Annotated in this window: 19 protein-coding genes; 9 read left to right on the top strand and 10 right to left on the bottom strand. The window is 51.1% G+C overall.

Going from position 1 to position 18805, the window contains the following annotated elements:
* Nucleotides 1–22: 22 nt before the first annotated feature.
* Entirely contained in the window at nt 23–877 is an 855-nt protein-coding gene (locus PS2015_RS00190) for a zinc ABC transporter substrate-binding protein (protein WP_169792245.1), read from the bottom strand.
* Between the two features lie 167 nt (nt 878–1044).
* Between PS2015_RS00190 and znuC the strand changes: the two genes are divergently transcribed.
* Both znuC and znuB read left to right on the top strand, forming a co-directional pair.
* Nucleotides 1045–1812, top strand: coding sequence for a zinc ABC transporter ATP-binding protein ZnuC (gene znuC / locus PS2015_RS00185; protein ID WP_058020270.1), 768 nt, complete (start codon nt 1045–1047; stop codon nt 1810–1812).
* Nucleotides 1805–2590: a zinc ABC transporter permease subunit ZnuB gene (gene znuB, locus PS2015_RS00180; protein WP_058020269.1), complete on the top strand. Its 786-nt coding sequence runs from the start codon at nt 1805–1807 to the stop codon at nt 2588–2590. The genes znuC and znuB overlap by 8 nt, the downstream gene beginning before the upstream one ends.
* A gap of 4 nt (nt 2591–2594) precedes the next feature.
* Here the strand turns inward: znuB and PS2015_RS00175 are convergent, their stop codons facing one another.
* Complete coding sequence (locus PS2015_RS00175) at nt 2595–3266, bottom strand: SCO family protein (RefSeq protein WP_058020268.1); 672 nt, start codon at nt 3264–3266, stop codon at nt 2595–2597.
* A 24-nt stretch (nt 3267–3290) separates the two neighbouring features.
* Nucleotides 3291–4178, bottom strand: a complete 888-nt coding sequence (cyoE, locus tag PS2015_RS00170) for a heme o synthase (RefSeq protein ID WP_257721206.1) — start codon at nt 4176–4178, stop codon at nt 3291–3293.
* A 195-nt stretch (nt 4179–4373) separates the two neighbouring features.
* On the opposite strand from cyoE, the gene PS2015_RS00165 reads away from it, so the two are divergent.
* The 6 genes from PS2015_RS00165 (at nt 4374) to PS2015_RS00140 (ending at nt 10173) form a co-directional block, all read left to right on the top strand.
* On the top strand, nt 4374–4913 hold the full coding sequence (locus tag PS2015_RS00165; RefSeq protein WP_058020266.1) for a hypothetical protein: 540 nt from the start codon (nt 4374–4376) through the stop codon (nt 4911–4913).
* Between the two features lie 325 nt (nt 4914–5238).
* The gene (locus tag PS2015_RS00160; protein WP_058020265.1) at nt 5239–6603 is read left to right on the top strand and encodes a c-type cytochrome; all 1365 of its coding nucleotides are present in this window, start codon (nt 5239–5241) and stop codon (nt 6601–6603) included.
* Between the two features lie 63 nt (nt 6604–6666).
* Nucleotides 6667–8424, top strand: coding sequence for a cytochrome c oxidase subunit I (locus tag PS2015_RS00155; RefSeq protein ID WP_058020264.1), 1758 nt, complete (start codon nt 6667–6669; stop codon nt 8422–8424).
* 5 nt (nt 8425–8429) lie between these two features.
* Nucleotides 8430–9062: a cytochrome c oxidase subunit 3 gene (locus PS2015_RS00150; protein WP_058020263.1), complete on the top strand. Its 633-nt coding sequence runs from the start codon at nt 8430–8432 to the stop codon at nt 9060–9062.
* A 61-nt stretch (nt 9063–9123) separates the two neighbouring features.
* Nucleotides 9124–9810 carry a heme-copper oxidase subunit III family protein gene (locus PS2015_RS00145; RefSeq protein WP_058020262.1) on the top strand — a complete coding sequence of 229 codons (687 nt, stop codon included), beginning with the start codon at nt 9124–9126 and terminating at the stop codon, nt 9808–9810.
* 12 nt (nt 9811–9822) lie between these two features.
* On the top strand, nt 9823–10173 hold the full coding sequence (locus PS2015_RS00140) for a cytochrome C oxidase subunit IV family protein (RefSeq protein ID WP_058020261.1): 351 nt from the start codon (nt 9823–9825) through the stop codon (nt 10171–10173).
* A 99-nt stretch (nt 10174–10272) separates the two neighbouring features.
* On the opposite strand, the gene PS2015_RS00135 is transcribed toward PS2015_RS00140, so the two are convergent.
* On the bottom strand, nt 10273–10923 hold the full coding sequence (locus PS2015_RS00135) for a redox-active disulfide-containing membrane protein (protein WP_058020260.1): 651 nt from the start codon (nt 10921–10923) through the stop codon (nt 10273–10275).
* Nucleotide 10924: 1 nt separating this feature from the next.
* Nucleotides 10925–11575, bottom strand: a complete 651-nt coding sequence (locus PS2015_RS00130) for an SURF1 family protein (RefSeq protein ID WP_156412608.1) — start codon at nt 11573–11575, stop codon at nt 10925–10927.
* Between the two features lie 110 nt (nt 11576–11685).
* Here PS2015_RS00130 and PS2015_RS00125 point away from each other — a divergent pair, with 110 nt between their 5' ends.
* Nucleotides 11686–11895: a DUF2909 domain-containing protein gene (locus tag PS2015_RS00125; RefSeq protein WP_058020258.1), complete on the top strand. Its 210-nt coding sequence runs from the start codon at nt 11686–11688 to the stop codon at nt 11893–11895.
* A 90-nt stretch (nt 11896–11985) separates the two neighbouring features.
* Here the strand turns inward: PS2015_RS00125 and PS2015_RS00120 are convergent, their stop codons facing one another.
* The 5 genes from PS2015_RS00120 to PS2015_RS00100 form a co-directional block, all read right to left on the bottom strand.
* Complete coding sequence (locus tag PS2015_RS00120) at nt 11986–12912, bottom strand: cytochrome c oxidase subunit 3 (RefSeq protein WP_058020257.1); 927 nt, start codon at nt 12910–12912, stop codon at nt 11986–11988.
* A gap of 34 nt (nt 12913–12946) precedes the next feature.
* Nucleotides 12947–13513 (bottom strand): cytochrome c oxidase assembly protein, encoded by a 567-nt coding sequence (locus PS2015_RS00115; protein ID WP_058020256.1) that lies wholly within the window; start codon nt 13511–13513, stop codon nt 12947–12949.
* 51 nt (nt 13514–13564) lie between these two features.
* A complete protein-coding gene (ctaD, locus tag PS2015_RS00110) occupies nt 13565–15169 on the bottom strand; it encodes a cytochrome c oxidase subunit I (protein WP_058020255.1) in 1605 nt (534 codons plus the stop codon).
* Between the two features lie 5 nt (nt 15170–15174).
* A complete protein-coding gene (gene coxB, locus PS2015_RS00105; protein WP_058020254.1) occupies nt 15175–16323 on the bottom strand; it encodes a cytochrome c oxidase subunit II in 1149 nt (382 codons plus the stop codon).
* A 330-nt stretch (nt 16324–16653) separates the two neighbouring features.
* Entirely contained in the window at nt 16654–18729 is a 2076-nt protein-coding gene (locus PS2015_RS00100; RefSeq protein ID WP_058020253.1) for a M3 family metallopeptidase, read from the bottom strand.
* Between the last annotated feature and the right edge of the window lie 76 nt (nt 18730–18805).

The following is an 18805-nucleotide window of genomic DNA, read 5'->3' as shown; positions in this document are numbered from 1 at the left end:
CCGCTGTTGATTGAAGTCCGTTCTACTGACTCTGGCACTGCAAAAACGCGTCGGCCAGGTTGGAGATCATCTGTATATAAGCCTGTGGCGTTGAGGTCAAGGTCTGACCGGTGGTGTCTGCGGTTATACGTTTTACGGGATGATTGCCCAACAGAGCGCGGATGGTTGACGCCTGGGCGGTGACATCTTCCATAAGACAGGTGATCGGACGGTTAGCGATGGCCTGACGAACAGCCAGTGTATGCCGCACTCCGGGTTGCAGCTCTTCATTACCAACAAACACCAGGCTGTGACTCAGGCCGAACTCGCTCTCGAAGTACTGAAATGCGTCATGGTACACCGCATAATCGGTCTGCCTGAGTGGCTCAAGCTGCGTCTGCAGGCGAATTTCCAGTTGCGCCAGTTGCTGCTGGAATGTATCCAGGTTGTTCTGATATTGCGAAGCATTGTCAGCATCCAGCTGAATCAGTGCCGCTGTGATTGCTCTGGCTGTTAACAACGCGTTACGGGTATCCAGCCAGACGTGCGGATCCAGAAAGGCGCCATCCTTGTGCTGATGTCCCGCATGGCTGCCTTGCTCCGGAATCAGCACTTCCACGGCATCCTCATGGTCGTGACCTGAATGCTGCGTAATCAGGCCCGGCAATGACAAGACCTCTACAACCGTTTTTTGGCTGCCTGCCAGCTGCCCCTCCATCCACATTTCAAGCTCTGGCCCTATCCATACCACGAGATCAGCTTGCGAAAGTAATCTTACGGTTGAGGGCCGTAGTACAAAGTGATGATATGACTGATTATCAGGAATCAGTACCTCTGGCGCGGCGATACCGTCAGTAATAGCATGCGCTATCATCTGCAGCGGTTTTATGCTGGTCACTACCCGCACTTGAGCGGATACCGAAAAACTCAGTAGCAGGCTGGTAACTAACAAAAGACTGCTTAACAATTGTCTGTGAATCATCATGGTAGCAGGGAGAGGTTTGCAGCAAAAAGAAATGTTATGATATACCATTTTTTGCAGCATCACCATTGGCGGGATCATTGATGGACTCAAATATACTCATTCAGGCAAAGGACGTTGGCATCCAGCTTGGCGGTCGGCAGGTACTCAAGCATGTCGATCTGACTTTGCGCAAGGGAGAGTTGTTGACGTTGATCGGCCCTAACGGTGCCGGAAAAACGACGCTGGTGCGCATTGTGCTGGGATTGATGAAGGCCCAACAAGGCAGCCTGCGCCGGGCTGCAGGGCTTCGAATCGGTTACATGCCGCAGAAGGTTTTCGTAGAACCAACCCTGCCTCTGACTGTCAAGCGCTTTATTGAGTTAGGTGGCGCTGCCAATAGCCAAAAAAACTCCCTGTCTGCAGAGTCCGCACTTGCTGAGGTCAATGTGTCTCACCTGCTCGGCCAACAGGTCAGCGCCTTGTCCGGAGGTGAAATGCAACGAGTATTGTTGGCACGGGCACTGAGCCAGTCACCCGACATGCTGGTACTGGATGAACCGGCCCAGGGGGTCGATATCAGCGGACAACTGGAACTCTATGAACTGATTAACGGCATCAGAAAGGCGCACAACTGCGGCGTGTTAATGGTATCGCATGATCTGCATCTGGTGATGGCAGCAACGGATCAGGTGATTTGTCTGAACCAGCACATCTGCTGTCACGGCAAACCTGAGCAGGTCAGCAATGACCCGGCCTACCTGGCACTGTTTGGTCGCAAAGAGGCGGAAACGCTGGCTGTTTACACTCATCATCATAACCACAGTCACGATATTGCCGGGGACGTAGTGAGAACTCACAAACATGTATGACTTTATCATTTATGCGGTGATTGCCGGCCTGTTAATTGCCGGACTGGCCGGTCCGCTCGGCTGCTTTGTTGTTTGGCGGCGCATGTCCTATTTTGGCGACACGCTGGCACACTCGTCATTGCTGGGAGTCGCCCTGGCCATCGTGGCCAGTATAAATCTGCAACTGGCTATCATCTTAAGTTGCAGTGTGTTTGCCGGTGTGCTGCTATTGCTGGAGCGCCGTCAAATGTTGGCGACCGACACGCTGCTGGGCATCATTGCACATAGCACGCTGGCGTTTGGCCTGCTGATTCTGTCCCTGTCTGACATGGTGCAGGTGAATCTGATGGCATTTCTGTTCGGGGATCTGCTAACCATCACCGCCCAGGACCTTATCTGGATAGCAGTCACCTGCGCTGTGCTGGCCGCTTTATTGGCCTATTACTGGAATGCTTTTCTGGCACTGACCGTCCATAGAGAACTCGCACAGATTGAGGGTCTGCCTGTCGACCGGCTTTATGCCATGCTGGTGCTGATGATCGCCATGTTGATTGCGGTTGCGATGAAAATTGTGGGCGTTTTGCTGATCACCTCATTGCTGATCATACCCGCCGCGGCAGCCAGACGTTTGGCCAGTACACCCGAACAAATGGCGATGGGTGCCGGTATTGTCGGTTGCATTGCCGTGCTGGGAGGCATCACGTTGTCATTCTATTTTGACACGCCGGCCGGGCCATCCATTGTGGCCAGCGCTTTTGTCTGCTTTATGATGATTTACCTGAAGCCCGTCAAAGCTTGATCGCTTACAGAGCGCTTCTGATAATCTCGTAAGCCTGTGTAATATTATCCCGTTTGATATTGGGTTCCAGAAAGCCGCGATATCGCCCCTGTGGGTCAATAATCAGGATGTTGCCGCTGTGATCAACCATGAAGTTGCGCGGCGTGCCGCCATCGGGCGCAGGCACGGGCATGATGCCGTGGGCAATAAACAACTCACTGGCCAGCTTCGACACCACACCATAATCGCCGTTAACGCCCAGGAAGTCCTCATGATATCCGGCCATAAACTGAGCAATCTTGGCCGTATCATCTCTGAACGGGTCTACGCTGACCATGATCACTTGTGTGTCGTCCCGTAAGGGGCTGCCTTGCAGGTCATTATAAAACCCGGTCAATTCGAACATGGTCAACGGGCAGATATCCGGGCAGTTGGTAAAACCAAAAAACACCAATGTCCAGTTATCCTGAAAAGACTGCTCAGTAAAGGGTTGACCGTGATGATCCTGCAACTCAAAAGCACTGACCGCAACCGGCTCCGGATAGATCATGGCGCCAATTTCGCGTAACTCTTCCTCAGACACAGTTTCAGGCTGCGTCGGGTTGTTATTGTCCGCATAGCGCGCATAGGTCATGTAAAACACGAACGCTACCCAGATCAGACACACGATCAGGGTAATTTTCACGCCTCGTTTCATAAAATACCGCCTGTGAAATTCAGATCAGATATAAAAATAGTGATCAATCAACAGAACCGGAAACAGCACCATCAGGTAGATGATGGAATACTTGAAGGTATCCATTGCCGTCGATTGTTTGGGTCTGTACATGAGCAACAGGGACCAGACCAGGAAACCCAGACCCAGCACCACTGCAGCCAATAGATAAATCAACCCGCTCATGCCAATCAACCAGGGCATGACGCTGACCAGCAGCAGGATAACGGTATACAGAATGATATGTATTTTGGTCAGATGCTCACCATGTGTCACTGGCAGCATGGGAATCCCGGTCTTGGCATATTCCTCCTTGCGATGAATAGCCAACGCCCAGAAATGTGGTGGCGTCCAGGCGAAAATGATCAAAACCAGAATCAGTGCTCCCGGCTCAATAGTGCCGGTCACAGCCGACCAGCCCAACAGCGGCGGCATGGCACCAGATAACCCGCCGATCACGATATTCTGCGGTGTCGCCCGTTTCAGGTAGCCGGTATAGATAAAGGCATAACCCACAAATGAGGCCAGTGTCAGCCAGGCACTCAGGGCATTCACCCAGAGCAGCATAATGGCCATGCCCAGCACGCCGATAATCGCAGCGAACCATGCCGCCTGATGCGGCTGAACCCGGCCCTGCGGCATCGGGCGATTGATCGTGCGGCGCATAACGGCATCAACCTTGCGGTCAATCAGATGATTGACGACCGCACCGGAACCCGCCACCAGCGCAATGCCAATATTGCCGAGTATCAGAATATCCAGGGGCACCATGCCAGGAACAGCCAGGAACATACCCACCAAGGAGGTCAGTATCATCAGCATAACCACCCGCGGCTTGCACATCTCGTAATAGTCACGCCAGCTTGCTGTCTGCTTGTGTGTTAGCTCTGTCACAGGTGTCTCTCTTGAGTGCCGCCCGGTGCCAAAAGCAGGCCGTGCAGCAATTGTGTGAATGAGTCGGGGGTTGGATATTGTATCGTAAAAGCTTGTCATATAGAAAAAAACAAGACAAATTTATTTTGTAAGAGTAGATTGTTAATTGATAGATGTACGAACAGCGATCCAATAATTAAAGAAAGGAGAAGCTAGATGAGATGTATCTATTACTTGTCACCCACCTTGAAGAGCACCCATCAGATCTCAGATGATCTGCACGACATTGGTGTTGATGACTGGTTTCTGCACATCCACAGCAAGGATGAAAGCGGTCTGGTCAAAGAGCATTTGCATTCCAGCAATTACCTTGAAACACTGGATTTTATCCGCGAGGGTTTCATTGGTGCCGGTATCGGCTTTGTTGCCGGTCTGATATTGGCCGGCTTGGCAGCCGTTGCCGAACCTTTTGGCACACCCATTCCCTGGTACGCCTATGCAGCCATCGTGTTCCTGGTAACCTGCTTTGGCGCCTGGGTCGGAGGATTGACCGGCATTGCCAACGAAAATAAAAAAATCGCGCATTTCCACGACGATATTGCCGCCGGCAAATATCTCATTCTGATCTACGCGAAAGAGCCACAAGTCCAGAAGATCAAGGACATGATGGAAGCCAAACATCAAGAAGCCCAGCTGGCTGCCATTGATGCTCACTTCTTCAATCCATTTGCCGATCTGCAGATGGTGCGATCCTGAGCCATTTGAGTTGTTGCACTGATCTTTGCATTACTATACGATCCGATAGGTTGGCGGTGTTCATCGCCGCCAACCCAGATTGAATGTTTGATTGAACAAGTACGAAGTAACACGTTGAGTACCCATCCGAAAGATTAACAATAAAAGGGGGGGATCGCGTTGTGAGCGGAATTTGTTGTAGCGTTCGTAGTCAATTGCGTAACCAGAACATTCACCATCCGATGTGGCTGCTTCAGCAGTCCATCCGGCCTTTTATTATCTTTCGCTATACAGTTGCTGTATCCACTGTTGTCCGTGCTCGCACTTTCACAAGGATATCCCGCGTATGGCTATTGCAGTTGTTCTCGTCCTGTTGGTTGTCGGCTCCGTTGTTTTCCATTTTGCCAGCCCCTGGTGGTTCACTGAAATCGCCTCGCACTGGTCGAATATTGATTTCACCATCAACCTGACTTTCTGGGTGACCGGCACAGTTTTTGTACTGGTTAATCTGTTTCTGGCCTGGAGTGTTTACCGTTATCGCCAGCGCAAAGGCGCTGAGCATAAGGCAGTTTACGAGCCGGAGAATGCCCGGCTGGAAACCGGACTGACCCTGATCACAACAGTTGGGGTTGCCGCGATGCTGGCTCCGGGCCTGTTTGTATGGGCACAGTTTGTCACCGTTCCAGAAGAAGCAACCGAGTTCGAAGCGTTTGCGTCCCAGTGGCAATGGTCCTTCCGTTACCCCGGTGCTGACGGGCAACTGGGTACCGCGGACATCAACCATATCACTGAAACCAACCCCTGGGGCGTCAACCCTGATGACCCAAATGGTCAGGACGATATTGTTATCAAGCAACCATATATGGCGCTGCCACTGAATCAACCCACCAAGGCACTGCTTCGTTCACGTGATGTACTGCACAATTACACCGTACCGCAGTTCCGGGTAAAAATGGACATGGTACCGGGCATGGTGTCGTACATGTGGATCGAGCCCACCCGAACCGGTGTCTTCGAAATATTGTGTGAGCAATATTGCGGACTTGGCCACCATATCATGCGCGCGCGGGTTGAAGTCATGGAGCCACGGGACTTTGAGAACTGGCTGGCGGAACAGCCAACTTTCGCTGAGACCCAAAGTCGTGCTCCCGCCAATGTCACGGCTGGTCAGCAATCGTACGCCGTCTGTGCCAGTTGCCACGGACAGAACGGCGAAGGTAACCGTGCCATGAACGCCCCTAAACTGGCAGGCTTGCAACCCTGGTACATCGAACGTCAGCTGCGCTATTACTCCGAAGGTGTTCGCGGCGCTGATCCGGAAGACAGCTTTGGCCAGATGATGGCACCCATGGCGAATATGGTGAATACCGAAACCGCTCGCCGCAATGTTGCCGCTTACATTGAAACCCTGCCGGTCACGCCAGCAGCTACAACTATCAGCGGCGATGCTGAGCGCGGTCAGCGAATTTACACCGCAAACTGTGCTGCCTGTCACGGGGCAGACGGCAAGGGTAGCTGGGCAACTGATGCACCGGCGCTGGCCGGCATGGACGACTGGTATATGGCACTGCAACTGGAGAACTACCGCAGCGGCGTTCGTGGTGCACACCGTGAAGACGACTATGGTTACCAGATGACCTCCATGGTCAAAGCCATGCGGACAGCGCAACAGCAGGATGACGTGATCGCCTATATCAATACCCTGCGTTGAGCGTGTATTGAATAACAACAATTTGAATAGCAAGACAGCTACATACACCCGGAGGATGTTTTCATGGCCTATGTCCCATTAGCCGACCAGGATGATCCGCACGCGCTGCACGATCCTCACAGCTTCGTTACCAAATATATCTGGAGCCAGGATCACAAGGTAATCGCCATTCAATATGGTGGCGTAGCCATTTTTGTGGGTCTGATCGCCCTGGTGCTGTCCATTCTGATGCGCTTGCAATTGGGCTTCCCGGATACTGTCAGCTGGATCGACCCGGCTTTTTATTATCAGGCTGTGACCATGCACGGCATGATCATGGTGGTGTACCTGTTGACCGCCCTGTTCCTGGGCGGCTTCGGTAACTACCTGATCCCCCTGATGTGTGGTACCCGGGACATGGTATTTCCATTCCTTAATATGCTGAGTTTCTGGTTTTACTTTCTCTCGGTTCTCATTTTGCTTGCCAGTTTCTTTGTGACCGGCGGTCCGGCCGGGGCAGGGTGGACATTGTACGCTCCGCAATCGATTACTTCCGGTACCCCGGGCTCGGGTGGTGGCATGTTACTCATGCTCATTTCGCTGGCTGTATTCATCGTTGCCTTCACCATGGGCGGCCTTAACTATGTGACCACGATTCTGCAGGCCAGGACCCGCGGCATGACTCTTATGCGCATGCCACTGTCAATCTGGGGGATATTCACCGCAACAGTGCTCGGCCTTTTTGCCTTCCCGGCATTGCTGGTCAGCGCCATCATGCTGGGATTTGATCTGGTGCTGGGTACCAGTTTCTTTATGCCGGCAATGATGCAACTGGGTGAACAGCTCGATTACGACGGTGGCAGTCCGATTCTGTTCCAGCACCTTTTCTGGTTCTTCGGTCACCCGGAAGTGTATATCGTGGCACTTCCTGCTTTTGGTCTGGTTTCTGATGTTATCGCCACCCATGCCAGAAAGAATATATTCGGTTATCGCATGATGGTCTGGGCAATTATCGCCATTGGCGGTTTGAGCTTCCTGGTTTGGGCACACCACATGTATGTCAGTGGCATGAACCCGTATTTCGGCTTCTTCTTCGCCACTACTACGCTGATTATCGCTGTGCCAACCGCACTTAAGGTCTATAACTGGGTACTGACGCTGTGGCAGGGCAACATTCGCCTGAACACACCGATGTTGTTTGCCATTGGGTTCATATTCACTTTTGTGCATGGTGGGCTGACCGGGCTGTTCCTGGGTAATGTGATTATCGACGTGCCTCTGGCAGATACCTATTTTGTGGTTGCGCACTTTCATATGGTAATGGGTGTCTCGCCGGTTCTGGTTCTATACGCGGCGCTGTACCACTGGTACCCGAAGATGACCGGCCGTATGTTTAACGAAACGATGGGTAAAGTGCATTTCTGGTGCACCTTCCTTGGCACCTACGCTATTTACCTGCCAATGCACTATCTGGGGTTCCTGGGTGTGCCACGTCGATATTTCGAAATGGGCAATACCGATTTTGTACCCGCTTCTGCACAGGCACTGAATGCCAATATTACTCTGGCGGCAATTTTTGTAGCTGTTGCCCAGATTCTGTTCTTCATTAATCTTTTCTGGAGCCTGCGAAACGGCGAGAAAGCTGACGGTAACCCATGGGGTGCCACAACGCTGGAATGGCAGACCCCTGATACGCCGCCCAAGCACGGTAACTGGGGCCCGGAGTTGCCCAGCGTATACCGATGGGCTTACGACTACAGTGTGCCGGGCGCGGATAAGGACTTTATTCCACAGAATGAGCCCGGCGAAGAATACGAAAAGACGTTTCACCATAAGGACTGAATACCATGACCCTGTATCGTGATGTAACAGACAAGCCGTGGAATACCGTTGGATTGCCCGACGGCATCGACCCGAAACCGACTTTTCAGGCACCCAATGAAAAAGTGGCGTTGATTGTTTTTGTTATCGTTGCAAGTGTATTGTTTTCACTGCTCACCGTATCTTATTACCTGCGCATACTCTGGGGAGGTGGGGACTGGGTCCCGATAGCCGAGCCGGCGATGTTATGGGTGAATACGGGTGTTTTGATCGCTGCCAGTATCATGTTTCACCTGGCCCTCATTCAGGGGCGCCGACAGACATCGGTCCGTTTCCCATCGGCCGCTGCGCTGTCCTCCTTGACAGGTGGTATTCTTACACTGCTATTCATCATCGGCCAGAATGCTGTATGGCAGACTCTCGTTCAGAGTGGTTTGACCCTGCAGAGCAACCCCGCGAATTCATTTTTCTATTTGTTGACCGGCGTTCATATTCTACATTTGATCGGTGGTCTTTGGGTGTGGAGCCGTGCGCAACTTCGTATGATGCGAAAAAACGATATTGAGCAAACACGTTTGAGTCTGGAATTGTGCGCGTGGTATTGGCACTTTCTGTTGCTGGTCTGGTTTGGTCTGTTTTATGTATTGTCCACAACCTGATTGCATCACTTTCCAAGAGCACACTCATCCATTTGATTGGCATAACAAGAAGGACTAAACCATGAGTCAGAATGAGGCAGTAAGCAGCGGAATTCCGTCAGCGACTGGCATGACCGGCTTTGTTCAGGACTGGGCAGCTGACAAGCAGACGTACCAGGTCCCCTGGGGCAAGGCCATGATGTGGATCTTCCTGGTCAGCGATACGTTTATTTTCTCCTGCTTCCTGGTCGGTTACATGACGGTCAGAATTTCCACGGCAGATCCATGGCCCCTGGCAACAGAGGTGTTTGCGCTGTCATTTTTTGGTAGCGATCCAATCCCTCTAATATTGATTGCGATCATGACGTTTGTGCTGATCACCAGTAGTGGAACCATGGCTTTGGCGGTGAATTTTGGTTACCGACGCGATAAAAAGAAGACCGTTTTGTTTATGCTGGCAACCGCCGCTCTGGGTGCTACTTTTGTTGGCATGCAGGTCTACGAGTGGTCCAAACTGATAGGTTATGGTGTCAGGCCGTGGGGCAACCCCTGGGGTGCAGAGCAGTTTGGCGCGGTGTTTTATATGATCACCGGGTTTCATGGATTACATGTATCGGCAGGTGTGATTTACCTGTTGATCGTTGCGCGTAAAGTGGCACGCGGTGACTACGACAAAAAAGGTTACGAGATTGTCGAAATTACCGGACTTTATTGGCACTTCGTCGATCTGGTCTGGGTCTTTATATTTGCATTCTTTTATCTGTTATAAGGAGCTCTGCTTATGGCATCTGAAGCCGGACAACAACACCCTTTAGGCGTTTATTATAAAGTCTGGATACTGCTTTTTGTACTTAGCCTGTTCAGCTATATGGTTGACTACATGCATGTACAGGGCCCTCTTAGATGGACGCTGGTACTGATTTTTATGGCACTTAAAGCCGGATTCATCATGGCGATTTTTATGCACGTCATGTGGGAACGTATGGCGCTGGCTCTGACGATTCTTGGGCCACCAATGGTTCTGCTGTTGCTGATTTTCTTTATGGCGGTCGAGGGTAATTACACGGAAGGAGCGCGTGTACAGTACATGGGACAGGATGCGAACCGTGCGCCGTTGCATGTGGAGCATTGAGGAGTGTCTTGACTGATCAGCTTCGATATAGCGAATCAGTGAATAAAAAAGGCTGCCCTTTAAAGGCAGCCTTTTTTACGGGTATTAGTTGTATACGTTTTATCCCAGACTGGAGTGCCTGAGCAGTTTTTCCAGATCAGCTTTTATATCTGCGATGCTGTGTTCGCTGGTGTAATACATCATCACGTTGCCAACCGGATCGACAAAGAAAATATAGTTGTCATCGGCCAGCTGCAGATTTAATCCTTTTGCTGACAGATTGTTCTGAATTATCCCTGCATTGCCGAAAGCAACGCCCATACTCGGAAATTCAGCCCGGAAATGCTGGGCAGTCGGATCTGTAAGGTCTTCCGTCGCTGCATGCAGATAATAGCGCCGGACTCTTGGAGTATTTTTGTTCAGAGTAATATGCATTTGTCTCAATAGATGAACGCGCTCACGACAAGTCTCTTCACAATCCTGAGTATTCACATAAACTATGTGCCAGGGCTGGGCCTCATAATCGTCGTCGCTTTCCAACAGAGCGATGATTTCTTCGAAACTTTTAAAGATTGGTGAACCGTCAGCTGTTCGCATGTCCAGATCAGTAATATCAGCGGGTGGGTTTATCAGAAATCCCTTGTTGACAGTACCGCTCAGAAAACCGCCTTCACCTGCGTTTCTAAACGCAAATGTCGCGAGTGTAATGGGTACAAATGCAACCAATAACAAAAAGGCCAGTTTGATCTTGCTGCGCGTCATTTCTTGCATATCAGTTCTCCGAACGTCTGAAACTGAACGTTAAATATAAAATTACCAGCACCAGTGCCATAATAAACCACTGGATTGCGTAACCCCGGTGGGTTTCGGGGCGTGTATTTATGGCCTGCCAGTTATATTGCAGTAAGCCTGCAGCACCTTGTTCTAATCTTGCGCTATAGGGGAGCAGGCCTTCACCCAAAGCAGCAGACATTTTTTCAATATCAATTCGCTGTACAACCTTAGGCCAGTTAGTATCCTCCAGATTATCTTCAGCCAGCATCATCAACTCAGCTTCCGGGGCAAAAATATGGATGTTGATGAGCTGCCTCCCTTCGGGGGTAGGGATAGCCGGAAGTATTTGACGCGACGGCCCCTGTTGAATCCAGCCCCGGTTTACAAGTAAAGTTCCATAATCTGTACGAAATGGCGTGATGACCTCGTACCCAACTCGGGAATCGTAGATTTTGTTGTCCAGCAAAAACTGTTGCCGTTGTTCAAAGTAACCGCTGGCTTCTACACGCAGCCATGCAAGGTCATTACTGCGCCAGTCCACTCTGTCTATACCAAGCGGCTCTTGCTGCTGGCGTAATTCATAGCGGCGCTGAAGATCAATTTTTTGCTGCTCGCGATCCAGTTGCCACATGCCCAGGGTGATAAGCACAGGCAACAGCAATGCTGTAAACAGTGTGAGCTTCCAGTTGAATCTGAACAAGCCAACCTCATTTTATGCTGCTATCATGTTTCATCCATCCAGTAGTCTGAAGGACGCTTATGCTGAAAATCCTTATTGCATTGTTATTAGCAGGTATTGTTATCAGCCTTGTCGCCGGTTTTATCTTTTTCTACAAGGATCAGGGACGTTCACGACGGGTGATGTATGCCCTGGGCACACGGGTCACGCTGGCGATCATTCTTATGATTGTGGTTTTTTATGGACTCGTGACCGGACAGATGAACCTGTCGACGCCCTGGAATCCATGATTCTATCTTATTCAGCGGGTTTTCGCTCATCCAGACAGACAGACGGCCCGCATTCGCGAGCCGTCCATGGAGTTTTCTGATAAATCTCTATCAGATCAGATAGACAAATATAAACAGACCTACCCAGACCACGTCAACAAAGTGCCAGTACCAGGCCGCTGCTTCAAAGCCAAAATGATCATTCGGCTTGAAGTGCCCTTTCATGCAACGTAACAACATCACGATAAGGATAAATGTTCCCAGTGTTACGTGAAAACCGTGGAAGCCCGTCAGCAGAAAGAAAGTAGAACCATAGATGCCGGAATCCAGAGTGATTCCATAATGACCGTAAGCTTCTACGTACTCAAGAGCCTGAAGACCGAGGAAGATGATACCGAGCGCTACTGTCACAAACATCCAGCGGATCAGCTTCTGACGGTTTTCTTCTTTCAGCGCATGGTGTGCAATATGCAAGGTGTAGGACGACGTAATCAGAATGACCGTGTTCCAGAAGGGCAGGTAGCCAGCGAAAAAGCTCAGGCTCCATTCCTTGACATTGAGTCCTTCGTGAGGGTTTGTGTAAGCCGCAGGATCAGGGTTGGCAATCAGCGGCCAGGCAGCCTGAAACTCCGGCCACAAGACTTCACCCGTAATTCCTTTGTCTCCTTCGCCGCCCAACCAGGGCACCGCCAACTGGCGGACATAGAACAATGCACCGAAGAAGGCAGCAAAAAACATAACTTCCGAGAAAATGAACCAAACCATACCCCAGACGTAAGAGCGCTTGAGCTGATCATTATTCAATCCGGCATGGTTTTCGCGGATTACCGTTGCGAACCACTGGAAGATAATAAACGACAACAGGAAAAAACCTGCCAGTGCAATCCATGTTGAGACTGTGGCAGATTCACCCGCAGAAATGTTGTTCAGTAGGGCTCCTAAACCAAACACCATAAGGAACAAACCGATAGACGCAAAGAACGGATACTTGGTCTGTTCCGGTACGTAATACACACTATGGGAGCTTTCGCTGGCCATTTTTTCTCTCCAGAAATAACAATATTATTCTCGTTTACCTGCTGGCAACTGCCTGTGTTTTACTCTTTTCCGTGATGTCGTAAAGCGTGTATGACAATGTCAGCTTGCTGATATTGTCGGGCAGGCGCGGATCGACAAAAAAGCGCAGTGCCATGTCAACCGTTTCACCTGCCTGCAAGGGCTGCTCATTAAAACAGAAACACTCTATCTTGTTGAGATGTCCGGCAGCTGCGTTCGGTGCCACACTGGGAATAGCCTGGCCGACCATCAGTGACGATCTTGGATTGCTCACCCGATAGTGAATCACATGGACTTCACCCGGCTTGACCTTCATCTGATTGATTGAAGGTCTGAACTCCCACCCCATCTCGACATTCTGGTGAGCGATAAACTGGACTGTCACTTCACGCTCTTCTTCTACCAGCAAACCCGCCTCGGCAACTTCAACGCGTGATCCAGTCTTACCGTTCAGGCCAGTGACTTCACAAATCACATCATAAAGTGGTACCAGAGCAAATCCGAATGCAAACATACCGACTACCGCTAACAACAACTTCCCTGTGGTTTTTTTGTTATTAACTTTCGTTACATTTTCTTTCATGGTTTTTACTCCGGTACAACTTCAGAAAAACATACAGTACCTGGTTACCTGTTACTGAGCTTTGATCAGGCTTGGGTCAGGTGGTGTTTCAAAGGTGTGGTAAGGCGCCGGAGACGGCACTGTCCACTCCAAACCTTGTGCACCTTCCCATACTTCAGCAGTCGCCTTTTTGCCACCACGGATACACTTGATGACCACAAACAGCAGAATCAGCTGAGAGAAGCCAAACAGGAATCCACCGACACTGGAGATCCAGTTGAAGTTCGCAAACTGGAGTGCATAGTCAGGGATACGGCGGGGCATACCAGCCAGTCCCAGGAAGTGCTGCGGGAAGAACAGCAGGTTAACGCCGATGAACGACAACCAGAAATGCAACTTGCCCAGTGTTTCATCGTACATGTAACCGGTCCACTTCGGCAGCCAGTAGTAAGCAGCCGCCATCAGTGAGAATACCGCACCCGGCACCAGAACGTAGTGGAAGTGGGCAACTACGAAGTAGGTATCGTGGTACTGGAAGTCTACCGGTGTGATCGCCAGCATAACCCCTGTGAACCCACCGATGGTGAACAGTACTACAAAGGCGATGGCGAACAACATGGGTGTTTCAAAGGTCATCGCGCCACGGAACATGGTGGCAACCCAGTTAAACACTTTCACGCCGGTCGGAACCGCAATAAGCATGGTGGCATACATGAAGAACAGCTGGCCGGCCAGCGGCATACCGACTGTAAACATGTGGTGAGCCCACACGATGAATGACAGGAAGGCGATAGACGCGGTTGCGTAAACCATTGAGTCATAACCGAACAGACGCTTACGGGCGAACGTCGGGATGATGGCCGAGATCACACCGAAAGCCGGCAGGATCATGATATATACTTCCGGGTGGCCGAAGAACCAGAACAGGTGCTGGAACAGAACAGGGTCACCACCACCGGCCGCATCAAAGAAGCTGGTGCCGAAGTGGATATCAAACAGCATCATCGTAACCACACCCGCCAGTACCGGCATAACCGCAATCAGCAGGTACGCGGTAATCAGCCACGTCCAGACGAACAAAGGCATCTTCATCAGTGTCATGCCGGGGGCACGCATGTTCAGGATGGTTGCGATAACGTTTATCGCACCCATGATGGATGAAGCACCCATAATGTGCACGGCAAAGATGAAGAATGTCACCGAGTCAGGCGCATAGGTCGTCGACAGCGGTGCATAGAACGTCCAGCCGAAATTCGGACCGCCACCTTCCATGAACAGTGTCATAACCATCAACGTGAAGGCAAACGGCAGGATCCAGAAGCTCCAGTTGTTCATCCGCGGCAGAGCCATATCCGGCGCGCCGATCATCAACGGAATCATCCAGTTAGCCAGACCAACGAAGGCGGGCATGACCGCGCCGAATACCATCACCAGACCGTGCATGGTGGTCATCTGGTTGAAGAAGTTTGGCTCTACAAATTGCAAACCAGGCTGAAACAGCTCAGCACGGATTACCAGTGCAAACGTACCGCCCAGCAGAAACATTGCGAAGCTGAACCACAGATACATCGTGCCGATGTCTTTGTGGTTGGTTGTGAACAGCCACCGGGCTATGCCCTTGGCAGGACCATGATGATGGTCGTGATCATGTGCATGATCGATTGCAGCGCTACTCATGGCGTTTACTGTCCCCCTTGAATGAATTCGTTGACTTCAGCGGGCTGTACCATGTCACCAGTGCTGTTGCCAAAGGCATTACGCACATAGGTGATGATGGACGCGAGCTCAATCGGATTCAGCTGACGGCCGTAAGCGGCCATGGCTGTACCGGGCACACCATTAACCAGTGTGTCCATGGTGACCTGTATGTCACCGGTTGCTTTGGCACTGCCAGTGATCGCCGGGAATGCCGGTGGCATACCCTGGCCATTGGCCTGGTGACAAGCTACGCAGTTGCGTGTGTAAAGCTCACTACCCTGTGCCATTGCCTCATCCATGGAGAGCGCAGCGCCAGTCAGCTCACGAACACGCTGAGCGTTGGCTTGCTGCTCGGCATACCATGCCTCGTAGTCGGCCGGCTCCAGAACATGAACCTCGATAGGCATAAAGCCGTGGTCCATGCCACACAACTCGGCGCACTGGCCACGATAGATGCCGGGCTCTTCAACAATAACCCAGGTTTCATTAATGAAGCCGGGGATAGTGTCTTTCTTGATAGCAAACTCCGGTACCCACCAGGAGTGCAGCACGTCGGCCGCTGTCATCAGAAAACGAACTTTGGTATCAGAAGGAATGACCAGAGGATTGTCGACTTCCAGCAGGTAGTTTTCGCCTTTTTCTATGCCGTTGTTTATTTCTTCACGGGAAGTTGCCAGCGTGCTGAAGAATGAGACCGGTTCTGCATTGGGGTCGTCATCCATGTAACGATATTCCCAGCGCCACTGATAACCGATGATCTGCACGTCCAGCTCAGACTCTGTTGTGTCGTAAGCAGCTGTCAGTACACGTGTGGCGGGAATGGCCATTGCAATCAGGATCAGAAAGGGTATCAGGGTCCAGACGATTTCCACTTTGGTGCTCTCGTGGAAGCTGGCCGGAGTCGCTCCTTTTGATTTCCGGTGATTGAAGATGGACCACAACATGACGCCGAACACTACAACTCCGATGGCTACCATCCACCAGAAAATTGTCATGTGCAGGTCATAGGTATCGCGACTAATTTGGGTTACGCCCCTGGGCATATTCACTTCCCAGGCTGCATGCGCACCAGCGCTCCACAAAAGCAGAGTGCCGAAGGCAAGGCTTAACCACAGCTTTGCTTTGGACAACATTCGCCGTGTCTCCGTAATAGTAAGAAAAGGCTGTTACAACGTTTTTTGCTTCGTATTATTTATCTGACGCTCTAATCACGTGCCGATCTGGTTAACCCGCAGCCCGGGAGAGAAATGTTCCTTTGACTTTGAGGTCAAGGATTTCAATCGGAGCAGTTTTTGGGGCAGGATTTCGGGTGCAATGTAAAGCGCCGGGCATTATAAAAAATTTTTTCTTCAAATGCCATGATATCCGGCCGATTTTGGCAACACTGCACCTTTATAATCCGCGCCGACTATACTGGGCACAACTCACAAAAACCCTGCGCCAAATCAAATTTCTTCGAAATATCAAGCCTTCCTGAGACCGTCCTGAATCAGCAGCGCCGTCAGATCTGGCTCCCGCCCCATGAATCCTTTAAACAGCTCGAGCGCATTGGCACCGCCCCCTCTTGACAATATTTTGTCAAGAAATGCCTTGCCGGTATCCGGATCCAGTACACCGGATTGCTCGAATCGGGAAAAGACGTCCGCAGAAAGAACCTCGGCCCACTTGTAGCTGTAATAGCCGGCCGCATAACCCCCCGCAAAAATATGCGAAAAGCTGTTCTGGAACCGATTATAGTCGGGGACCGGATAAACTGCGGTTTTTGTGCGCGTCTGCTGCAGAATCTCAGCAACAAAATCACGCGCGTCATCGCAAGGCTGCTGGTGCAGGGCAAAATCAAACAGGGCAAATTCAAGCTGCCTGACACTTTTCATGCCCGACTGGAAGTTTTTGGCAGCAATCATCCTGTCCAGCATGGTCTTGGGCAGTGCTTCCCCGGTTTTGTAATGTCCCGATATCCACTGAATGGAGACCGGATCCCAGCACCAGTTTTCCATTAACTGACTGGGAAGCTCCACCGCATCCCACTCCACGCCGTTAATACCTGAACTTCCCAGATAGTTTTCGCGAGTCAGCATGTGATGCAGCCCATGGCCAAACTCATGGAACAATGTTGTCACATCGTTATGAGTCAGCAGCGCCGGCTCACTCCCGGACGGTGGCGCAAAATTGCAGACCAGATAAGCGACCGGAATCTGCCGTGTCACTGCTGCACCCTGTTCACTGATCAGGCGTCGGGAACGGCAGTCAGCCATCCACGCACCGCCACGTTTGCCCTCGCGGGTAAACAGATCGAAGTAGAAGCGCGCGATCAGTTCCGACTCTCGCCGGATGTTGAAGAACCTGACGCTGGGGTGCCACACTGGCGCACTGTGGTCTTGCTCAACCGTGACACCGTAAAGTGTCTCCACGATACGGAACAGACCTGCACAGACTTTGTCGACGGGAAACCAGGGCCGTAGCTCTTCCTGCGAAATATCAAAGCTCTGCTTGCGCAGCTTTTCACTGTAATAGGACACATCCCAGGCATTCAACTCAGACACCTGATACTGCTGTCGGGCGAAGTCCTTCAGCTCCTGATATTCCTGCTCCGCCGCCGGCCGGCTGTAACGGATCAGGTCGTCCAGAAATTCATTAACCCGATCCACGGATTTAGCCATCTTTCTGGCGACTGACAGGGCCGCATAATTCGGGTAATCCAACAAATCCGCCATTTCTTCGCGAAGTTTCAGTATTTCCCGGATATTGTCGTGGTTATCGAGCTTTTTATCGCCAAATTCAGATGCGCGTGTAGCATAGGCCTTATACATCTCCTCCCGCAGAGCAGCGTTATCGGCATAGGTCATGACGGCGTAATAGCAAGGAAAATCCAGCGTCAACAAATAGCCCGTTTTGCCTTTTTGTGTCGCTGTTTCTGCAGCCACACTGACAGTTGAGTCGGGTATTCCACTCAGTAAATCCGCCTCTTCGATGTGTTTGTGCCAGGCCATTGTGGCATCAAGCACGTTATTGCCAAATGTATTACCCAACTCACTCAGGCGTTTCTGAATCTCGGTAAATCGCTTTTTACGTTCCCCTGTCAGGCTCACACCGGCCAGACGAAAACTCAGCAGATTGTCCTGCAATATTTTCCGTTGCGAGCCATCAAGCTGCAGCTCGTCAGCTCGAGACTGGAGCGTTTCTATTAAGCGGTAAAGCTTTTCATTCTGACCCAGGGATGAATAGTACTCAGTGATCTTTGGTTGGCTTTCGTTATAAGCGGCCCTGATTTCAGGCGTATTGCACACCCCGTTGAGGTGACTGACCGTAGACCATACCTTGCTCAACCGATCTTCCAGATCATCCAGTACACCCATCACGGACTCCCAGACCGGTGCCGCCAGCACTTCCTGATCATCTTCCAGCGCCCGCAAGGTGGCATAGTTTTCACTCAGCACCTGCTCGACTGCCGGTTGTATATGAGAAGCATTGATCGTGGAAAAATCTGGCAAGCGGTCAAACGCCAAAAGCGGATTAGCTGGATTGGGCGTCTGCGACATAGATGACACTCCTTGATGACTGGTACTGAAATAAAGCATCATCATACCATTGTCAGCACAGCATTCCTTTCACCAG

This window comes from Pseudohongiella spirulinae (assembly GCF_001444425.1).
Lineage (GTDB): Bacteria > Pseudomonadota > Gammaproteobacteria > Pseudomonadales > Pseudohongiellaceae > Pseudohongiella > Pseudohongiella spirulinae.
The sequence above is the reverse complement of the archived record's forward strand: the minus strand, read 5'-3'. Positions and strand labels throughout refer to the sequence as shown.